17 protein-coding genes are annotated in these 19,002 nt (G+C 70.9%); 8 read left to right on the forward strand and 9 right to left on the reverse strand.

Going from position 1 to position 19,002, the window contains the following annotated elements; genetic code table 11:
* Nucleotides 1-98: 98 nt before the first annotated feature.
* From BW982_RS11735 to BW982_RS11745, 3 genes are read left to right on the forward strand one after another with little or no spacing between them, the layout of a single operon-like run.
* The gene (locus BW982_RS11735; RefSeq protein WP_076493366.1) at nt 99-860 is read left to right on the forward strand and encodes an SDR family NAD(P)-dependent oxidoreductase; all 762 of its coding nucleotides are present in this window, start codon (nt 99-101) and stop codon (nt 858-860) included.
* On the forward strand, nt 857-1,633 hold the full coding sequence (locus tag BW982_RS11740) for an enoyl-CoA hydratase/isomerase family protein (protein ID WP_076493368.1): 777 nt from the start codon (nt 857-859) through the stop codon (nt 1,631-1,633). The genes BW982_RS11735 and BW982_RS11740 overlap by 4 nt, the downstream gene beginning before the upstream one ends.
* On the forward strand, nt 1,630-2,460 hold the full coding sequence (locus BW982_RS11745; RefSeq protein ID WP_076493370.1) for an SDR family oxidoreductase: 831 nt from the start codon (nt 1,630-1,632) through the stop codon (nt 2,458-2,460). The genes BW982_RS11740 and BW982_RS11745 overlap by 4 nt, the downstream gene beginning before the upstream one ends.
* Nucleotides 2,461-2,534: 74 nt before the next feature.
* Here BW982_RS11745 and BW982_RS11750 read toward each other — a convergent pair whose 3' ends face one another.
* The 4 genes from BW982_RS11750 to BW982_RS11765 form a co-directional block, all read right to left on the reverse strand.
* The gene (locus BW982_RS11750; protein WP_076493371.1) at nt 2,535-3,380 is read right to left on the reverse strand and encodes a Cof-type HAD-IIB family hydrolase; all 846 of its coding nucleotides are present in this window, start codon (nt 3,378-3,380) and stop codon (nt 2,535-2,537) included.
* 61 nt (nt 3,381-3,441) lie between these two features.
* A complete protein-coding gene (locus BW982_RS11755) occupies nt 3,442-4,857 on the reverse strand; it encodes a glycoside hydrolase family 1 protein (RefSeq protein WP_076493373.1) in 1,416 nt (471 codons plus the stop codon).
* A 19-nt stretch (nt 4,858-4,876) separates the two neighbouring features.
* Complete coding sequence (locus BW982_RS11760; RefSeq protein WP_076493375.1) at nt 4,877-6,730, reverse strand: beta-glucoside-specific PTS transporter subunit IIABC; 1,854 nt, start codon at nt 6,728-6,730, stop codon at nt 4,877-4,879.
* Nucleotides 6,731-6,920: 190 nt separating this feature from the next.
* The gene (locus BW982_RS11765) at nt 6,921-7,829 is read right to left on the reverse strand and encodes a PRD domain-containing protein (RefSeq protein WP_076493377.1); all 909 of its coding nucleotides are present in this window, start codon (nt 7,827-7,829) and stop codon (nt 6,921-6,923) included.
* A gap of 168 nt (nt 7,830-7,997) precedes the next feature.
* On the opposite strand from BW982_RS11765, the gene rlmN reads away from it, so the two are divergent.
* On the forward strand, nt 7,998-9,296 hold the full coding sequence (gene rlmN / locus BW982_RS11770) for a dual-specificity RNA methyltransferase RlmN (RefSeq protein ID WP_175611091.1): 1,299 nt from the start codon (nt 7,998-8,000) through the stop codon (nt 9,294-9,296).
* An 11-nt stretch (nt 9,297-9,307) separates the two neighbouring features.
* Here the strand turns inward: rlmN and BW982_RS11775 are convergent, their stop codons facing one another.
* From BW982_RS11775 to BW982_RS11790, 4 genes are all read right to left on the reverse strand, one after another.
* Nucleotides 9,308-10,015 (reverse strand): FadR/GntR family transcriptional regulator, encoded by a 708-nt coding sequence (locus BW982_RS11775; RefSeq protein ID WP_076493378.1) that lies wholly within the window; start codon nt 10,013-10,015, stop codon nt 9,308-9,310.
* A gap of 76 nt (nt 10,016-10,091) precedes the next feature.
* Entirely contained in the window at nt 10,092-11,525 is a 1,434-nt protein-coding gene (locus BW982_RS11780; protein ID WP_083696659.1) for a GntP family transporter, read from the reverse strand.
* Between the two features lie 36 nt (nt 11,526-11,561).
* Nucleotides 11,562-12,461, reverse strand: coding sequence for an NAD(P)-dependent oxidoreductase (locus tag BW982_RS11785; protein ID WP_076493380.1), 900 nt, complete (start codon nt 12,459-12,461; stop codon nt 11,562-11,564).
* A 28-nt stretch (nt 12,462-12,489) separates the two neighbouring features.
* Nucleotides 12,490-13,929, reverse strand: a complete 1,440-nt coding sequence (locus BW982_RS11790) for a four-carbon acid sugar kinase family protein (protein WP_076493381.1) — start codon at nt 13,927-13,929, stop codon at nt 12,490-12,492.
* A 130-nt stretch (nt 13,930-14,059) separates the two neighbouring features.
* On the opposite strand from BW982_RS11790, the gene BW982_RS11795 reads away from it, so the two are divergent.
* From BW982_RS11795 to BW982_RS11805, 3 genes are all read left to right on the forward strand, one after another.
* Nucleotides 14,060-15,073 carry an aldo/keto reductase family protein gene (locus tag BW982_RS11795; protein ID WP_076493383.1) on the forward strand — a complete coding sequence of 338 codons (1,014 nt, stop codon included), beginning with the start codon at nt 14,060-14,062 and terminating at the stop codon, nt 15,071-15,073.
* Between the two features lie 78 nt (nt 15,074-15,151).
* The gene (locus BW982_RS11800) at nt 15,152-16,801 is read left to right on the forward strand and encodes a DUF4407 domain-containing protein (RefSeq protein ID WP_076493385.1); all 1,650 of its coding nucleotides are present in this window, start codon (nt 15,152-15,154) and stop codon (nt 16,799-16,801) included.
* Entirely contained in the window at nt 16,801-17,265 is a 465-nt protein-coding gene (locus tag BW982_RS11805; RefSeq protein WP_076493386.1) for an NUDIX hydrolase, read from the forward strand. The genes BW982_RS11800 and BW982_RS11805 overlap by 1 nt, the downstream gene beginning before the upstream one ends.
* Before the next feature lie 113 nt (nt 17,266-17,378).
* Here BW982_RS11805 and BW982_RS11810 read toward each other — a convergent pair whose 3' ends face one another.
* Nucleotides 17,379-18,353, reverse strand: coding sequence for a zinc-binding dehydrogenase (locus BW982_RS11810; protein ID WP_076493388.1), 975 nt, complete (start codon nt 18,351-18,353; stop codon nt 17,379-17,381).
* 69 nt (nt 18,354-18,422) lie between these two features.
* On the opposite strand from BW982_RS11810, the gene BW982_RS11815 reads away from it, so the two are divergent.
* Nucleotides 18,423-19,001, forward strand: coding sequence for a TetR/AcrR family transcriptional regulator (locus BW982_RS11815; protein ID WP_076493390.1), 579 nt, complete (start codon nt 18,423-18,425; stop codon nt 18,999-19,001).
* Nucleotide 19,002: the final 1 nt, after the last annotated feature.

Consider the following 19,002-nt stretch of genomic DNA (forward strand, 5'->3'; position numbering starts at 1 on the left):
GGATCGGTCGTCGGCGGGGGAGCGTCCTGCTCGACCGCCGGGTGCGGACCTGAGTCCCGGGTAGAGTGACACTGAGTTTCTGCTTCGAAGGAGAACGCATGGACATCGCGGGTGCATCAGCCCTCGTCACCGGAGGGGCCTCGGGGCTCGGCCTCGCCACCGCGCGGCGCCTCGCCGACGCGGGCGCCCACGTGACGATCATCGATCTGTCGTCCTCGGCCGGCGAGACCGTCGCCGCCGGGTTCGGGGGCGTGTTCGCGGCCGCGGACGTCACCGACGCCGAACAGGTCGCCGCCGCCGCGGCGCGCGCGGCGTCCGTCGCGCCGCTGAGGGTCGTCGTGAACTGCGCGGGGATCGCGCCGCCGGCGAAGGTGCTCGACCGCGACCTGAAGCCCACGCCGCTGGCGGATTTCGAACGGCTCGTCCGCATCAACCTCGTCGGCACGTACAACGTGATCGCCCAGACGTCGGCGCTGATGGCCGCCTCCGAGCCGACGGAGAGCGGGGATCGCGGCGTCATCGTCAACACCGCGAGCGTCGCGGCCTTCGACGGGCAGATCGGCCAGCCCGCGTACTCCGCCAGCAAGGGCGGCGTGCACGCGATGACGCTCCCCATCGCCCGCGAGCTCGCCCGCCACGGCATCCGGGTGGCGACCATCGCCCCCGGCATCATGGAGACCCCGATGCTCAAGGGCCTGCCGCAGGCCGCGCAGGACTCCCTGGGTCAGCAGGTGCCCTACCCCTCGCGCCTCGGCGCCCCCGACGAATACGCACGGCTCGTGCTCGCGATCGTCGACAACGGCTACCTCAACGGCGAGACGATCCGCCTCGACGGCGCGATCCGGATGGCGCCGAAATGACCGACGGCATCCTGCTCTCCATCGACGCGGGGCTCGCCCGCGTCACCTTCGACCGTCCCGCCTCGCTCAACGCGATGGACTTCCCGATGGCCCGCCGCTGGCGCGAGGTCGCGCACGAGGTCACCTCCGACACGACGGTGGGAGCGGTGATTCTGGATGCCACGGGCCCCGCGTTCTGCGCGGGCGGCGACGTCGTGGCGATGGCGACGACCGGAGCGTCCGGTGCCGAGGTGACCGAGACGGCCACGGCGATCCACGACGGCATCCGGACCTTCGCCGAAGCGCCGCTGCCGATGGTCGCCGCCGTGCACGGAGCGGTGGCCGGCGGGGGACTCGGACTGATGCTCACGGCCGACTACGTCGTCGCGAGCGAGAACGCGCGGTTCGTGTCCCGATACGCGAACATCGGGCTCACCCCGGATCTGGGTGTCTCGACGCTGCTCCCGGCGGCGATCGGACAGCGCCGGGCACTGCAGTTGCTGCTGCAGGACCGCATGCTCGACGCCGCCGAGGCCCTCGACTGGGGACTGGTGGCCGAGGTCGTGGCATCCACCGATCTTTCGGCGCGGGTCGAGGAGATCGCGCGCTTCTGGCTCGACGGGGCGACAGCGGCCTTCGGGCAGGCGACGAGGTTGGTGCGTGCGGGTGCCGGTCGCACGTTCGCCGACAACCTCGCCGACGAGGCTGCCACGATCGGCGCCGCTTTCGACACCCCCGAGGCGCGGGCGCGGGTCGCCGCGTTCGCCGCCGCCTCCGCGAAGGGACGCTCATGACGCTTTCCGGCAAGACCATCCTGATGTCGGGCGGGAGCCGCGGCATCGGCCTCGCGATCGCGCTGCGGGCCGCGCGCGACGGGGCGAACATCGCCCTGCTGGCCAAGACCGACACCCCGCACCCGAAGCTCGAGGGCACCATCCACACCGCGGCGGACGCCATTCGCGCCGCGGGCGGTCGGGCGTTGCCCATCGTCGGCGACGTGCGGGACGAGGCATCCATCACCGAAGCCGTCCTGCGGACGGTCGGGGAGTTCGGCGGCATCGACATCGTCGTGAACAACGCCAGCGTGATCGACCTGTCGGGCTCGCTCGATCTCACCACCAAGAAGTACGACCTCATGCAGGACGTCAACGTGCGCGGCACGTTCCTGCTCTCGCGGGCTGCGATCCCGCAGCTGCGCGAGGCGGCGAATCCGCACATCCTGTCGCTGTCGCCGCCGCTGAACGTCACGGCGAAGTGGCTCGGCGCGCACACCGGGTACAGCATGGCGAAGTTCGGCATGACGATGGCGACCCTCGGCCTCGCCTCGGAGTTCGCGAGCGGCGGGATCGCCGCCAACACCCTCTGGCCGCGCACGACGATCGCGACCGCGGCGGTGCAGAACGTCATCGGCGGCGACCGGCTCATGGCCGTGTCGCGGACGCCGGGGATCTACGCGGACGCCGCGTACGAGGTGCTGTGCGCTTCCTCACGGGAGCTCACCGGGCAGACGCTGATCGTCGAGGACGTGCTGGAGGCCGCGGGCGTCACCGACTTCTCGGGATACGCGGCCGTTCCCGGGACCCCCGACGCCGCGCTGTATCCCGACATCTTCCTGGACTGAGGGCTGCGCGGGCGCGCCGGCGTGCGCGGTGGTGCGCGGCGTGCGGCGTGCGGGCGCGGGGCGCGGGTGCCGTGTCAGATCAGGCCGAGCTCGGCGAAGGCGTTGTGCACGCCGTCCTCCAGCACCGCGGTGGTCACGCGGCCGGCGAGACGTTGCAGCTCGGGCACCGCGTTGCCCATCGCCACCGGGGTGCCGACGACCTCGAACATCTCGACGTCGTTCCAGCTGTCGCCGATGCCGATGGCATCCGCCGCATCAAGTCCGAGCATCGCGAGCACCTCGAGGATCGCGGAGCCCTTGGTGACCCCGGCGAGACCGATCTCGCCGTTGGAGCCGCCGGGCAGCGGGATCGAGCCCGGGATGACGTGGAAGCGCTCGCCCAGCTCGGCGGCGCCGTGCGCGACGGTGTCGGGCGCGGGGCTGATGAACACGGCCTTCGCGACGCGGTCGCGGTCTACCTCGGCGAGCGGCCGGGTGCGCGGGATCGGGCCCGCCGTGGGGGCGGGGTGCCCGAGGGCGGCGAGTTCGGCGGCCCGCTCGGCGAGGCGCTTCTGCACGTACTCGCGCATCACCGGCTCGATGCCCGGAGAGGCGAAGACCGCCTCGTGCGTCTGGAGGAAGTAGTGGATGCCATGGGCGGCGAAGTAGTCCTCGATCGCCGCCACGTCGTCGCGGCGCATCGGGTGGGAGACGATCGTCTCTCCGTTGCGCGTGGCGTACGCCCCGCCGTTGCTGATCGCGCCGTCGAAGCCGATGGCGATGACGTCGGGGTGGATGTCGCCTTCGGCGCGCCCCGTGCACAGCCACACGAGGTGGCCGTTCGCGCGGGCCTGGCGGATGGCGGTCACCGTCGAGGGGGCGATCGCCGAGCCGTGCTCGAGGATCGTGCCGTCGACGTCGAGGAAGGCGATGCGGGTCATGCGTTTCTCCGCGGGTCGGCCCCGGACCGCGAGGGTCCGGGGCCGACCCGATCGATGGGGATCAGCGGGTCAGGGACGCGCCGTTGGTCCGGATGACGTCGGCGTACCAGTGGAACGACTTCTTCCGGTACCGATCGAGGGTTCCGGAGCCGTCGTCGTTGCGGTCGACGTAGATGAAACCGTATCGCTTGCTCAGCTGTGCCGTGCTGGCGCTGACGATGTCGATGCAGCCCCACGAGGTGTACCCGAGCACGTCCACGCCGTCTTCGAGAGCCTCGCCCACCTGCACGAGGTGGTCGTTGAGGTATGCGATGCGGTAGTCGTCGACGACCGTCTTCTCGCCGTCGACCTCGACGAGCTGGTCGCGGGCGCCCAGCCCGTTCTCGACGATGAACAGCGGCTTCTGCCAGCGGTCCCAGAACTGGTTGAGCACCAGGCGCAGGCCCACCGGGTCGATCTGCCAGCCCCACTCGCTCGCCGGGAGGGTCGGGTTCGGCACGCCGCCCATGATGTTGCCCTCGCCGGCGGCGCGCAGCGAAGGGTCGGCGGTCTCGGCGATCGACATGTAGTAGCTGAACGAGACGAAGTCGACCGTGTTCTTCAGGTCGGCGCGGTCCTCGTCGGTGATCTCGAGCGCGATGCCCTCCTCGCGCAGACGGCGCAGGAAGTAGCCGGGGTATTCGCCGCGCGTGTGGACATCGCCGTAGACGAGGTTGCCGTGGTCGGCATCCATCACCGCGACCGCATCGGCCGGGGAGGGCGTCAACGGGTAGATCGGCATCGACAGCACCATGCAGCCGACCTGCGCCCGGGGGGCGACCTCGCGGGCGATGCGGGTGGCCCGGGCGGACGCCACGAGCTCGTGGTGCATCGCCTGGTACAGCTCGCTCTTCGATACGCCGCCCTCGGGGATCGGAATGCCGCCGCTCATGAACGGGGCGTGCAGCAGCGAGTTGATCTCGTTGAACGTCAGCCAGTGCTTCACGCGGGCGCCGAACCGCTCGAAGAGGGTCCGGGCGTAGCGCTCGTAGAAGCCGATGAGCGCGCGGTTCGTCCAACCGCCGTACTGCTCGGCCAGGTGCAGCGGCGTCTCGTAGTGCGAGATCGTCACGAGCGGCTCGATGCCGTGCTTCTCGAGCTCATCGAGCACCCGGTCGTAGAACGCCAGGCCCTCCTCGTTCGGCTCGGTCTCGTCGCCGTTCGGGAAGATCCGGCTCCACGCGATCGAGAAGCGGTAGACCGAGAAGCCCATCTCGGCGAAGAGCGCGATGTCCTCGGCGTAGCGGTGGTAGTGGTCGATGCCGACGAGCTTGAGGTTGTCGGGCGTCGGGCGCTCGGTGCGCGGACCCGAGATGCCGTTGGGCATCACGTCCTGCACCGAGAGACCCTTGCCGCCTTCGTCGTACGCGCCCTCGATCTGGTTGGCGGCGGTGGCGCCGCCCCAGAGGAAGCCGTCGGGGAAGGGGGTGTTGCTCATGCGTGGTTCTCCCAGGGGATCAACGGGTGGCGGAAAGAGAGTCGACCGACACGGCGCGGAAGAGCGTCTCGCCGTGCGAGAGCGGTCCGGATGCGACGTCGGCGACGTCGGGGTAGAGGTCGCCGTTGGTCACGATGACCGGGGTGATCAGGTCGTAGCCGGCGCGCTCGATCGCGTCGCCGTCGAACTCCACCAGGAGGTCGCCCGCTTTCACCTGCTGGCCCGACGAGACCTTCAGCGAGAAGTGCTCGCCGCCGAGCTTGACGGTGTCCAGGCCCACGTGGATCAGCAGTTCGACGCCGTCGACGCCGCGCAGACCGACCGCGTGACCGGTGGGGAACGCCGCGACGACGGTCGCGTCGAACGGGGCGTACACGGCGCCGGAGGTCGGGCGGACCGCGACGCCCTTGCCGAGCGAACCGTCCGCGAAGGCGGCATCCGGAACCTCGCTGAGGGCGACGACGGAGCCGTCGACCGGGTTGAGCACCACGGTGTCGGTCGCCGCGGCCGGCGCGGCCGGGGCGGTCTCGTCGACCGGGTCCTTGAAGCCGATGAGCACCGTGAGCAGGAACGGAACGACGACCGCGACCGCGAGGCCGATGGCGAGCATGACCATGTTGCCGTTTCCGAGCAGCGCCGGAAGCGCGAGGCCCGAGGGGACGACGAACGCCTTGGAGAAGACCCCGCCCATCGCGATGAGCGCGCCACCGAGGGCGCCGCCGACGACACCGAACGCGAAGGGGCGCTTCAGCGGCAGGTTGATGCCGTAGATCGCGGGCTCGGTGATGCCGGCGAGGAAACCGGACAGGGTGGCGGGCGCCGCGAGCGAGCGCAGGTTCTTGTTGCGCGAGCGCACCAGCACACCGGCGACGGCGGCGGCCTGGGCCAGCACCGCGGCGAACACCGGGCCGATGAGCAGGATCATGCCGGTGGTCTGGTACTCGAGCTGGAACAGCGGCACCAGGCCCCAGTGCAGACCGAAGATCACGAAGACCTGCCACAGACCGCCCATGATCGCGCCGCCGAGCCACGGCACGGTCTGGAACACCCAGCCGATGCCCGAGGCGAGGCCGCCACCCAGGAGCGCGGAGAGCGGTCCGATGACGACGAACACCAGCGGCACGGCCACCAGCACGACGAGCATGGGGGTGACGAAGCGGCGCACCGCCCCGGGCAGCACCTTCAGCAGGAAGCGCTCCGCGTAGCTCTGCAGCCACACGATGATGATGACCGGGATGACGCTGGAGACGTAGCTCACCATCGTCACCGGGATGCCGAAGAACGTCACGTCCGGGGCGCCGGTGAGCGCCGTGATCGACGGGTACACCAGCGCACCGGCGATCGCGAACGAGGTGAACTCCGACGCCTTGAAGTAGCGGGCCGCGGTGATCGCGAGCGCCAGCGGCAGGAAGTTGATCAGCGCGTCGGACAGCGCGTTGAGGATCGTGTAGGTGGTGGTCGTGGCATCCATCCAGCCGAAGGTCACGGCCGCGGCGAGGAACGCCTTCAGGAGCCCGGTGCCGGCCAGGGCCCACAGGATCGGCGTGAAGATCGCCGAGATCATCTTGATGAAACGGTTGAAGAGGTTGCCCTTCGGGCCCTCCTCCGCCCCGGCGTCGCCGCCGACCTTCGTCTGCGACTGGATCGCCGCGTACACGTCGGGCACGTCGTTGCCGATGACGACCTGGTACTGGCCGCCCGCCTGGGCCGTGGTGATGACGCCGGGCACGGCGCGGATCGCCGCGGCATCCGCCTTGCCCTCGTCCTTCAGGACGAACCGGAGCCTCGTCGCGCAGTGCACGAGGGATTGGACGTTGCTCTCTCCACCGACACCGGCGAGGACCCCCGCCGCCGTCTTCGCGTGATCCGCCATCGGAACCGCCTGCCTTCCACCGCATCGATGCGGCCTGTCGAATGTTCTGTGTCGACGTCTCCGGCCTGTTTCGGGCAATAAAAAAGACCCGAACCCGTTCATCGCTCGTCAGCGATGTGAGTTCAGGTCTTGCCCGCTCGCGCGGTAACAATCCAGATTCGTCGGCGGGCCGTGAGGCCTGCGGCAGCGACTATAGCACCGGCGCGGAGGGGTCGCCACCGTCGTCGCCGCGACCCATGCTCGTCGCGAGCCGCTCGACGTGGACGATCATGTACAGCACCTCCTCGTCGGTGAGGGCCGAGCCCGTCGCCGCGAGGACGTACGCCTTCACCGCCTCGGCGATGTCGTACGAGCGCGGATAGCGGTGCTTGGCGAACTCGAAGAACGACGAGTCGCCGCTGGCGAGCATCGTGCGATCCACCAGGCGCTGCAGCAGGAACCGCACGTGCAGGATGAACCGCGCGTAGTCGGCGCTGTCGGTGTCGAGCGCCGTGCCGAGCCCCGTCTCGACCGTGCGGACGACGTGCTGCACGCGCCGGAAGAGCAGCGCCGCGGTGCCGTTGGGCTCGTCGCGCGTCGCGTTCAGCAGGTGCATCGTCAGGAACACGCCCTCTTCGGGCGGCAGCTCGCGCTCGAGGGATGCCGCGATCGACGCGGCCATGTGGTCGGCGACGCGCGACTCGTCGGGGTGGAGGATGCGCAGCTCGGGCATCGAGGTGCCGGGGATGCGGATGCCCTGGTCGAGGCGCTCCACGACGTAGTGCACGTGGTCGATGACGGCGAGGGGGAATCGCCGGCCGAGGTCGCGGCCGAGTTCGCGCTCGGCCTCGTCGACCGCCCGCAGCACGGCCTGCACGAGCGTGTAGGGCGCGTCGGTGAGGAGCTTCCGCGCGTGCGCGGTGTCGCTCGCCTGGTCGAGCACGAACGTCTTCTCGACCTTCGCGGGGTCGATGCGCCCATCGTGCTTGAGCTGGAACCCGATGCCCCGGCCCATCAGCACCCGTTCGCGGCCGTCGGCGTCGACCGACACGACGACGTTGTTGTTCAGAAGCCTCTGGACGCCGCCGGGCGGGAGGGAGACGTCACCGGCACCGGGCATGGGATGCAGTTTAAGGCGGTGGCGTCTCGAGTGAGTTGCCGCACTTTGTCGCCTGGCTCGGCCCCGAGCGACCATGTGCCGCAACGGAAGGTGCCGTCGCGCGTGGGGGCTGAAGCGACCGCGCAGCGCCCAGCCTCGGCGCAGGCGCACCCCGGTACCCTGGAACCCATGACCGATCAGCCCCCCGTGCGCTCCACCACGCCCCGGCAGGCGCGCCCCGCGGGGGCCCCGGCCGACACCGCCGTCCGCGAGACGAAGCCGCGTCAGGTGCGTCCCGCCACGGAGGGCTGGCAGCAGGCCAAGGACGAGACCGGCCGTCCGCTGCTGCAGTTCGCCAGCCCCAAGCGCGGCAAGCCGCCCGTGCACCTCGCCGACCTCACCGCCGAGGAACGCGTGGCGAAGGTGAAGGAGCTGGGGCTCCCCGGGTTCCGGGCGAAGCAGCTCGAGAAGCACTACTTCACCCACTACACGTCCGACGCGGCCGCGATGACCGACCTGCCGGCATCCGGTCGCGACGAGCTGGTCGCGGGGATGCTTCCGCCCCTGCTGACCGAGGTGCGTCGCCTGGAGACCGACCGCGGCGACACCATCAAGTTCCTCTGGAAGCTGCACGACGGCGCGCTCGTCGAGTCGGTGCTCATGCGCTACCCCGGCCGCATCACGCTGTGCGTCTCGAGCCAGGCCGGGTGCGGCATGAACTGCCCGTTCTGCGCCACCGGCCAGGCGGGCCTCACCCGCAACATGTCGGCGGCCGAGATCATCGAGCAGATCGTGCGCGCCAATGCCCTCATCGCCGCGGGAGGCCTCGGCGGGAAGAAGCGTGACGACCACTCCCTCGACCGCGTCTCCAACATCGTCTTCATGGGCATGGGTGAGCCGCTCGCCAACTACGCCCGCGTGATGCAGGCCGTCCGCGTGATGGTCGACAAGGAGCACGGGCTGGGCATGAGCGCCCGCGGCATCACCGTCTCGACCGTGGGGCTCGTCCCGGCGATCAAGAAGCTCGCCGACGAGGACATCCCGGTGACCTTCGCCCTGTCGCTGCACGCGCCCGACGACCACCTGCGCGACGAGCTGATCCCGGTGAACTCCCGCTGGAAGGTCGACGAGGCCCTGGATGCCGCCCGCGCCTACTTCGACAAGACCGGGCGCCGCGTCTCGATCGAATACGCCCTGATCAAGGACATGAACGACCACGCGTGGCGCGCCGACCTGCTGGCCGAGAAGCTCAACGCCCGCGGTCGCGGCTGGGTGCACGTGAACCCCATTCCGCTGAACCCGACCCCGGGCTCGATCTGGACGGCCTCCGAGATCCCCGTGCAGAACGAGTTCGTGCGGCGTCTGAACGACGCCGGCATCCCGACGACCCTCCGCGACACCCGCGGCAAAGAGATCGACGGGGCGTGCGGTCAGCTCGTCGCGACCGAGGAGGACGAAGCCGCCGCCGCGGAGACGCCGGTCGGCTGAGGCCCTCGCGCCTACGCGGCCCCGGTGCGCAGCACATGCGTCCGGAGGTCGTCGAGCGTCTGCTGCATGTGCGCGTCCATCGCGCGGTGCGCGGCCTCGCCGTCCCCGCTGCGCAACGCCTCGAGCACGTGCGCGTGCTCCTCGATCGCGTGCGCCTGGATGACGCGCACCCGCGAGGTCTGCGCCCGCCGCTCCGACAGCACCTCGGTGAGCGGGGCGAACATGACCGTGAGGAACGGGTTCCGGGAGGCCGCGAGGATGCGGTCGTGGAACGACAGGTCGGCCGCGACGAACGCGGCCAGGTCATCGGTCTCGTGCGCGCCGCGCATGGCCGCGAGGTCGGCGGCGATGGCATCCACCTCGTCGGGCCGGATGCGTGCGGCGGCGAGCGCGGCCGCCCCCGTCTCGAAGATGCGCCGCAGCTCGATGAGCTGCTCGGCGGCGCTCGCGTCGTCGACCGCGGCCGTGGCGGCGAGGACCGCCGCGAGCGACGTCCACCGGGCGATCGGCTCGACGAAGGATCCGCGCCCGCTCTCGACGCGCACCACGCCGCGCGCCTGAAGCGTCTTGATGGCCTCGCGCACCGTCACGCGGCTGACGTCGAAGCGGTCGCCGAGCTCGGGCTCGCTGGGAAGCGCCTGGTCGGCGGTCAGGCGTCGGGCGACGATGTCGTCGAAGATCCCGTCGACGACCTCGTCGACACGTGAACGTCGCGCCATGGCATCCCCTTTCCGCTCCAACCTAATAGCCGGGCCGGGGACATCCGTCCCCGACCCGGCGTGTGCGGTACGACGATCAGCCCGCCAGGGCGAACACCGCCCACGTGAGCAGGAAGCCGGCGAGGCCGAGGATCGTCGTCAGGACCGTCCACGTCCGCAGCCCGTCGGCCACCGTGAGCCCGAGGTAGCGCGTCACGATCCAGAATCCGGCGTCCGTGACCATCGACAGGCCCAGCGAGCCGAAACCGACCGCCACCGCGACCGCCGCGATCTGTACGGGGCTGTAACCGGCGGCGGCGACACCGGCCGACAGCAGGCTCGCGGTCGTCACGATCGCGACCGTCGCCGAGCCCTGCGCCGCGCGCAGCGCCAGGGTGATGAGGAACGCCGCACCCAGCAGCGGCACGCCCAGGCCCTCGAGCGTGACCGAGAGGGCGGCGCCGATGCCCGAGGCCTGCAGGACGGCGCCGAAGACACCGCCACCGGCGACGACGAGGAGGATCGACGCGATCGGCGGCATCGAGCTCTCGAACACCTCGTTGGTGCGGCCGAGACCCCAGCGACGGCGCACCGGCAGCACGAAGAACGCCACGATCACCGCGATGAGCAGCGCGAACGCCGGCGTGCCGATGAACGTCGCGACACCGCGTCCGGTGGATCCGGCGGGCAGGCTCAGCGACAGCATCGTGCCGACGAGGATCTGCACGATCGGCAGCGCGATGAGGGCGACGACGGTGAGCGGGCTCGGGGGTGCCATGACCGTGCCGTCGGCGCGACGCGACTCGATGACCGTCGACGTCTGGCCGAACTCGGCCATCTGCTCGGACACGCGTGCGGCGAGGGCGTAGTCGGTGCGGTTCATCAGGCGTGCGACGAAGAAGCACAGGATGCCGAGCACCGCGCAGATCGGGAGCGAGATCGCCGTGATGAGACCGAGGTCGGCGCCGAACACGCCCGCGCCGGCGACGATGCCCGGGTGCGGCGGGACCGCGACGTGCACCGCGAGCATCAGCCCGAACATCGGCAGACCGAACACGATCGGCTTCACGCCGGCGATCTTGCTGAAGGCGTAGAGGATCGGCACGAGCACGATCACGCCCACCTCGAAGAACACCGGGATCGCCACCACGAACGCCACGATGGTCAGTGCGACGGCGACACGGCGGGGTCCGAGACGATCGGTGAACCGTTCCGCCAGGTGCTGGACACCGCCCGACACTTCGATGAGCCTGCCCAGGATGGCGCCCAGCGCGATGATGATGAGCACCTTGCCCATGGTCGAGCCGACACCGTTCGCGACGAGGGTGAACACGTCGCCGGCGGGGATCTGCGCCGAGATCGCCACCGCGACGCTCGTGATGAGCAGGGCGACGAACGCGTGCACCTTGAACAGGATGATGAGCACGAGCAGCAGGGCGATGCCCGCGGCGGCGATGCCGAGCAGAGGACCGGTCCCCAGCTCCACCGCCGGGGCGATGGGTGGGGTGTCGGCCATGGGGACGAGCAGCATTCGGATCTCCTTCGATTCGATTCGTGGGGGTTCGGGTCAGCCGTGGCGGCGTTCCGGGGCGACGGCGCGGATGACGCTGGAGTCGTCGCGGGAGCCCAGCCCCTGCGCCTTCCCCGAGAGGTAGAGCTGTTCGGCGGCGGCGGCCACGGGGGTCGGCAGGCCGAGGCGGCGCGCCGCGTCGCCGACGATGCCCATGTCCTTGACGAAGATGTCGAGGGCGCTCAGCACCTCGGCACCCTCTTCGTCGTAGGCCTGCAGCATCCGGGGGCCGCGGTTGCCGAGCATGAACGACGCGGCGGCTCCTCCCATGAGGGCCTCGAGCGTCTTCGCGGGGTCGAGGCCGAGGGCGTCCGCCAGGGCGAGCGCCTCGCCCGCGGCGGCGATGTGCACACCGCAGAGCAACTGGTTCACGGTCTTCAGCGCCTGCCCGTCACCGGCGTTGTCGCCGACCACGGTGAGGGTGGATGCCAGGAGCTCGAGCACTGGCGCGGCCTTCTCGCGCGCGGCGGGTGCGGCGCCGACGACGATGAGCAGGTCTCCCTCGCCGGCGCGGGCGGGACCGCCCGACAGCGGGGCGTCCACGAGGTCGATGCCGTGACCGGCGAGACGGTCCGCGACGGGGCGGATGCCGGCGGTGCCCACGGTGCTGGTGAGGATGACGACGGAACCGGAGCGCAGCGCCGTGGCGATGCCGTTCTCGCCGAACAGTACGTCGTCGAGCTGGTACTGGTCGCGCACGGCCAGGAGCACGGCGTCGGCGTCGGCGACGGCTTCGCGGGCGGACGGGAAGGGCGTCACGCCCCGATCCTCGGCCAGGCTCAGCCGGGCGGGGGCGATGTCGAAGCCGTGGACCGTGAGGCCGGTGGCCAGGCGCGACGCCATGGGGAGTCCCATGGCGCCGAGTCCGAGGACGGCGACGGTGTAGTCGGTGGTCATGGGGGAAGCTCCTTCGCTTTCGATGCGTTCAGCGGCCCGTGGCGGCCGGGAGGGGGAGGGTGAGGGTGGACACGACGTGGGCGAGGGCATCGTCGTCGCCGACGTTGCCGGCGAACACGACGTAGGGGATGCCGACCGCGGGGCCGTCGGCCGGCTCCCACAGCGAGATGATCCCGGGGAGCATCGGTCCGAGGACGGTCGCGCGGCGCATCGACAGGCCGTGGGCGGCGACGTCGCTGGAGGTGATCCCGCCCTTGGCGACGACGAAGCGCGGGTGCGTGCGGGCGACGACTCCCCGGACGAGGTCGACGACGGCGGCCGAGACGGTGCGGGCGATCGCGAGGCTCGCGTCGGCGCTCGCCGCGGTCGTGACCGCGCGGGTGGTGCTGATCACGACGTCGCCGCTCTCCAGCGCGCGAACGGTCGCGTCGATGATCTCGACCAGATAGGCGGGAGCGGTGGATGCCTCGAGCACGCGCGCCACGTCGATCTCGATGTCGGTGATGCCGGGGCGGGCGGCGCGCAGGCGCTGCAGCTGGCGGGTCGTCACGGCCACGTGGGACCCGACGACGATGAGGCCGCCGCGGGGCGCCCCTCCGTCCGGGAACACCTCGGCGGAGGTCAGCGGTGCGCGGCGGTCGGCGCCGATGCGGGCGCGCACGAACGGCGGACCCACGCGGTAGAGAATCGTCTTCCCGCGCCGCCGCGCCTCGATGACGCCCAACGAGATCAGCCGCATGTCGTCTTCGGTCACGGTGTCGCACACGATGGGGGTGCGACCTGTGGCGTGTTCGATCGTGTCGGCGATGGCCTCGGCGCCCGCGCGGATGGTCCCGAGGTCGAGCACGATGACGTCGGCGACGCGGTGGCGGCCTCCCGACTTCTCTTCGACCCACCCGGCGAGGTCGGAGTGGCGGTAGCCGAAGGTCGCATCGCGTGCGAACTCGGTCTCGCCGATGGGGCGCAGGCCGTCGTGCTCGCGCATGTAGTGGATGCCGCCGATCGTGACGCGCCCCGCATCGGGGAAGGCGGGGACGAGCACGACGCCGTCGACGGGCGTACCGCCCTGTTCCTCGATCGTGTCGGCGAGCGTGTCGGTCTCGAGCGGGAAGTGGCCGCGGAGCGTGGAGTCGCCGCGGCTGACGAACTCCAGCTCGATGCCGGCCTCGCGCGCGGCGGTGAGCGCGTTGTGCGCGACCTCTCGGTTGCGGGCGCGCGCGTCGTCGTCGGCCAGGCTGCGGGCGTTGGTGAGCACGTAGACCGCGGGTGCGTCGGTGGCGAAGACGGCGGTGAAGTCGGCGGTGTCCCATGCGGTGAGGACCGGGAGATCGGCGACCGACTGGGTGCCGGTGGGGTCGTCGTCGAGCACGACCAGGCGCGCGCCGAGCGAGGTCGAGGCGGCACGCACCACGGCCGCGGGGACCGGTCGCTCGGCGGGGAAGGGACGGAGGGCGTCGCTCTCGTTCATCCGTTGACTCCTTTGTGCAACTGCGCCGACGACATTCGTACGCCGTCAGGCGTCAGTCATCATATGGCTTGGTCGACAATCCGGCAACCCCGCGGCCCCCGATGTCGGATGCCGCCGATAGCGTTGAGCCATGGTCGGTTATCGCTACCTCGGAAACAGTGGATTCAAGATCTCGGAGATCACCCTCGGCAACTGGGTGACCCACGGTTCGCAGGTCGGTGACGACGCCGCGATCAAGACGGTGCACGCCGCCCTCGACGCGGGCATCACGACGTTCGACACCGCGGACACGTACGCCAACACCGCGGCGGAACTCGTGCTCGGCAAGGCCCTCGAGGGGCAGCGCCGCGAGTCGCTCGAGATCTTCACCAAGGTGTACTTCCCCACCGGTCCCATGGGGCCCAACGACACCGGCCTCAGCCGGAAGCACATCATGGACTCGATCAACGGCTCCCTGAAGCGCCTCGGCACCGACTACGTCGACCTCTACCAGGCGCACCGCTTCGACTACGAGACGCCCCTCGAAGAGACGTTCCAGGCCTTCGCCGACATCGTGCGTCAGGGCAAGGCGCTCTACATCGGCGTCTCCGAGTGGACCGCCGAGCAGCTCCGCGACGGGCACGCGCTGGCGAAGCAGCTCGGCATCCAGCTCATCTCGAACCAGCCGCAGTACTCCATGCTGTGGCGTGTGATCGAGGGCAAGGTCGTGCCCACCAGCGAAGAGCTCGGCATCTCGCAGATCGTCTGGTCGCCGATGGCGCAGGGCGTGCTCAGCGGCAAGTACCTGCCGGGTCAGCCGGTGCCCGACGGTTCACGCGCGACCGATGAGAAGAGCGGGGCGAACTTCATCAAGCGGTTCCTCCGCGACGACGTGCTCGAGGCCGTCCAGCGCCTGAAGCCGATCGCCGACGAGGCGGGGCTCAGCATGCCGCAGCTCGCGATCGCGTGGGTGCTGCAGAACCCCAACATCGCGGCCGCGCTCGTCGGCGCGTCGCGTCCGGAGCAGCTCGCGGACACCGTGAAGGCCTCGGGCGTCACGCTCGACGCCGACACCCTCGCGGCGATCGACACGGCCCTCGGCGACGCCGTGTTCGCCGATCCCGAGAACACCTACGAGGTGTCGCCGAAGGCGCGTCTGGTCTGATCTCACCCTGAGCGGGGCCCCGGCAGGGCCACAGGCCCCGCTCAGGAGCGGGCAGGACTCGCGTCGTACCCTGTGCGAATGTCCTTTTCCGCTCACCGGCCCGGACGCTTCGGTTCCGACGGCCGCATCGAGTTCACGACGGACGATGACCGCGAGCCCCAGTACCTCGACGACATCATCGCCCAGCAGCGTGACGACGCCGACGCGTCGGCCGACACCGTGACCTCCGACGACCCCACCGAGCCGTGGGGTGCACCGCCCGCTGGTGACGACGACACCGCCCCGTTCGAGTGGCCCGAAGACACCGAGTCCGCGGCGGCCCCGCAGCCCGTGGGCGCACCGGTCCCCCTCGATTCCGACCCGGGAGCCGTCGAACCCGCACCCGAACCCGTCCTGCCCGCGGCCGAGCCCGAGCCCGTGGTCCCCGAGGCGGCGCCGTTCCCCGCGCCCGTGGCATCCACCCCTCGTCCTCCGCGCCTGCGGCGAGCCGACCCCCGCCGGCCGAGCCTGTCGCTCGTGCGGCGCATGGCCGTGCTCGGCGGCGCCGACAACGACGTGCTCGACGAGGTGCCCGAAGAGGTGCCGCGCTTCGTGCAGATGTTCCTGGTGCTCGCGGGTACGGCGCTCGTCTCGGCGCTGTCGATGATGTTCGCGCTCCTCACGGGTGTGCGGATCAGCATCTTCCTCGCGATCCCGCTCGCCCTCGTGTGGGGCCTCATCATCTTCAACCTCGACCGCTTCCTCACGTCGACCATGCGGTCGACCACGAATGTCTTCCGGCTGCTCGGTCTGGCTTTCCCGCGCATCATCATGGCGGCGCTCATCGGCATCGTCGTGGCGGAGCCGCTCGTCCTCCAGGTGTTTCAGAACGACATCAACCGCGAGGTCAACTCCACCAACGTCACGCAGGCGCTCACCGATCAGGACGCCGTGACGAACGGCCCCGAGAAGCAGGCCCTGGATGCCGCGAGCGCCCAGGTCGCGGCGCTCGAGAACCAGGCGGCGACCGGGATCGTCGCCGGGACCTCGTCGACGTCCGCCGAAGCCGCCGCCGCCCAGCAGACGGTCGATCAGCTGACGCAGCAGCTCGCCGCGCAGCAGGCCGTGATCGATCAGGCGCGCGCGGTGTACCAGTGCGAATTGACCGGCCAGGGCGCCGGGGAAGTCGCGGGGTGCACCGGCGTCGCCGGCGACGGTGCCAGCTCGGAGGCCGCGAAGGCGCAGCTCGCTCAGGCCCAGTCGTCGTACGACGCCCTGTCGGCGCAGCTGCAGCAGGCGCAGACGTCGCTGGCCGCCGCGAACTCGGCCGGTGCCGATGCCGCCGCCGCCTCGGCGGACCAGAACAAGCAGCAGGCCGAGGACCAGTTGCCCGCCGCGCGTGCCCAGTACGAGTCGGCGCTGACGGCCTACAACGACCGCGCGTCCTCGGTGGCGAACGGCAACGCCGGGGCCGTGGGCCTCCTGAGCCAGATCTCGGCTCTCGAGCGGCTCTCCGAACGCGAGCCGACGCTCCGCTGGGCGCACTGGCTCATCGCGGCGCTGTTCTTCATGATCGAGCTGCTGCCGGTGCTCGTGAAGGTGCTCACCGGGTTCGGTGGCCCGTCGCTGTACGAGAAGGCCGAACGCATGCGCGGCCAGATCGCGCTCGACCGGGTCACGGCCCGCACGTTCCGCAAGCGCGCCGACGTGATCGCCGACGAAGCGGCGCGCGTCCCGGCGGGCGTCTGATGGTCGCCTGGAGCGCGGGACTGCTGCTGTACCGGCGGCATCCCGCGCTCGAGGTGCTGATCGCGCACATGGGCGGCCCGTTCTGGGCGCGCAAGGAGTCCGGCGCCTGGTCGATGCCGAAGGGCGAGTTCGAGCCGGGTGCGGAGGAGCCCCGGGATGCCGCGCGCCGCGAGTTCCGTGAGGAGCTCGGCCTCGAACCCCCGGCGGGGGAGTGGGTCGAACTCGGGACGTTCGCCGCGACCTCGAGCAAGAGGCTCGTCGTCTTCGCCCTCGACGGCACCGGGTTCGAGGCATCCGGATTCGTCTTCGGCGAGTTCGAGATGGAGTGGCCGCCGCGGTCGGGTCGTACGGCGTCGTTCCCCGAGGTGGACCGCGCGAAGTGGACGGGTCTGGATGCCGCCCGTGATCGCCTCGTGAAGGGTCAGCGTCCCGTGCTCGACGCACTGGAGCGCCTGCTCGCCTGAGTCTCTGCCGCCCCGAGCCGCAGAAACGCCGAGTGTCCAAGACACGCCGTGTGCGGGTGGGACGCAACGGCGTGTCTTGGACACTCGAGCGAGGGGCGGAACGCCCGGGAGGCTTACGGGCGCAGCAGCACCTTGCCGACGCGCGGGGAGAAGCTCGCGGCGGCGGCGTCGCGGACGTCCTCGAGAGCGAACGTCGCCGCGACGGGGAGCGTCACGGTGCCGTCGGCGAGGTAGCGGGACAGCTCGCCGAACAGGGCGCCGCGGGTCTCGGCATCCATCGTCTTGCTGACGACGCTGCCCCAGAAGCCCTTCACGGTCGCCTGGCGGAAGATGATGTCGCCCGCCGACAGCTCGAGCTTGCTCTCGCCCATCGAGCCGAAGATGACGAGCGTGCCGTTCTCGGATAGCAGCGAGAGCACGTCGTTCGCCGCCGAGCCGCCGACCGAGTCGACGCCGGCGACGACGCGTCCGCCGTCGATGATCGCGAGGGCCTTGTCCCGCCAGTCCGCGGCGTCGGTGGACACCACGTTGTCGATGCCCTGCTGTGCGAGTTCGTCGACCGCGCTCTGGCGGCGGACCAGACCCAGGACGTGGATGCCACGGGCCTTCGCGATCTGCGCGACCATGCGCCCCACGGCGCCGTTCGCGGTGTTCTGCACGAGCCAGTCGCCGGCCTTCAGGTCGAGCGAGTGCAGCAGGCTGATGGCGCTGAACGGCATCGACACGAGCTGGGCGGCCATCTCGTCGGGGAGGGCGTCGGCGACGGGGATCAGGCCCGCAGCGGGGGTCACGACGTACTCGGCCCAGACGCCGAAGGTGCCGCCGGTGGCGACGCGCTGGCCGACCTCGAGGCCCTCGACGCCCTCGCCGAGCGCGTCGACGATGCCGACGGCCTCGGTCCCCGCGCGGGCGGGCAGTTCGGGCTTGTAGCCGTAGGTGCCGCGGATCGTCCACAGGTCGTGGTTGTGGATCGGCGACAGGAGGATGCGCAGCCGCACCTGGCCGGGGCCGGGCTCGGGGGTCTCGACCTCTTCGACGTTCAGGACGTCGGTCGGTTCGCCGAACTGGGGGTGCACGATGGCGCGCATGTCTCTCCTCGCGTGGTTATTTTGTAACGACCGGTCTAATATAGACCCGGAACGGGAAGAAGGAAACCCATGGGCAGGATGCCGACGTTCGACCGTCGCGCGGTGGTCGACGCTGCGCGCGACGTGTTCTGGCAGCGCGGGTACGCCGAGGCCGGCATCACCGAACTCGAAGACGCGACCGGACTCACGCGGTCGAGCATCTACAACGCCTTCGGCAGCAAGCGCGGCCTCTTCGACGCGGTCCTCGCGGCGTACCTCGACGATGTCGTGCGCACGCGCCTGCGTCCTCTCGGCGGGGGAGACCCCGGCGCGCTCGAGGCCTACATCGAGGACATGCGCGCCGCCATCGAAGCCGACTCCCCGCGCGCGCGCCTCGGCTGCCTGCTGCTCAACGCCGGGTCGTCGCCGCTCGCGTCGGACGACGCCGAGGTCCGCACGCTGGTGTCGGGGTACGCCGCCGAGATGCGATCCGCGATCCGCGCGGCCGTGGCCGACCGGCGTCCCGACCTCGCCCCGGATGCCGTGGACTCCCTCTCCGCCGTGTGCGCGTCGCTCGTGGTGGCGGCGCTGACCCTCGCCCGCGCCGACCGCGACGCGGCCGCGGCGACGCTGGCATCCGTCCCGGCGACGCTGGAGTCCTGGGGGTAGC

It is taken from the genome of Microbacterium sp. RURRCA19A (assembly GCF_900156455.1).
In the GTDB taxonomy this organism is placed as follows: domain Bacteria; phylum Actinomycetota; class Actinomycetes; order Actinomycetales; family Microbacteriaceae; genus Microbacterium.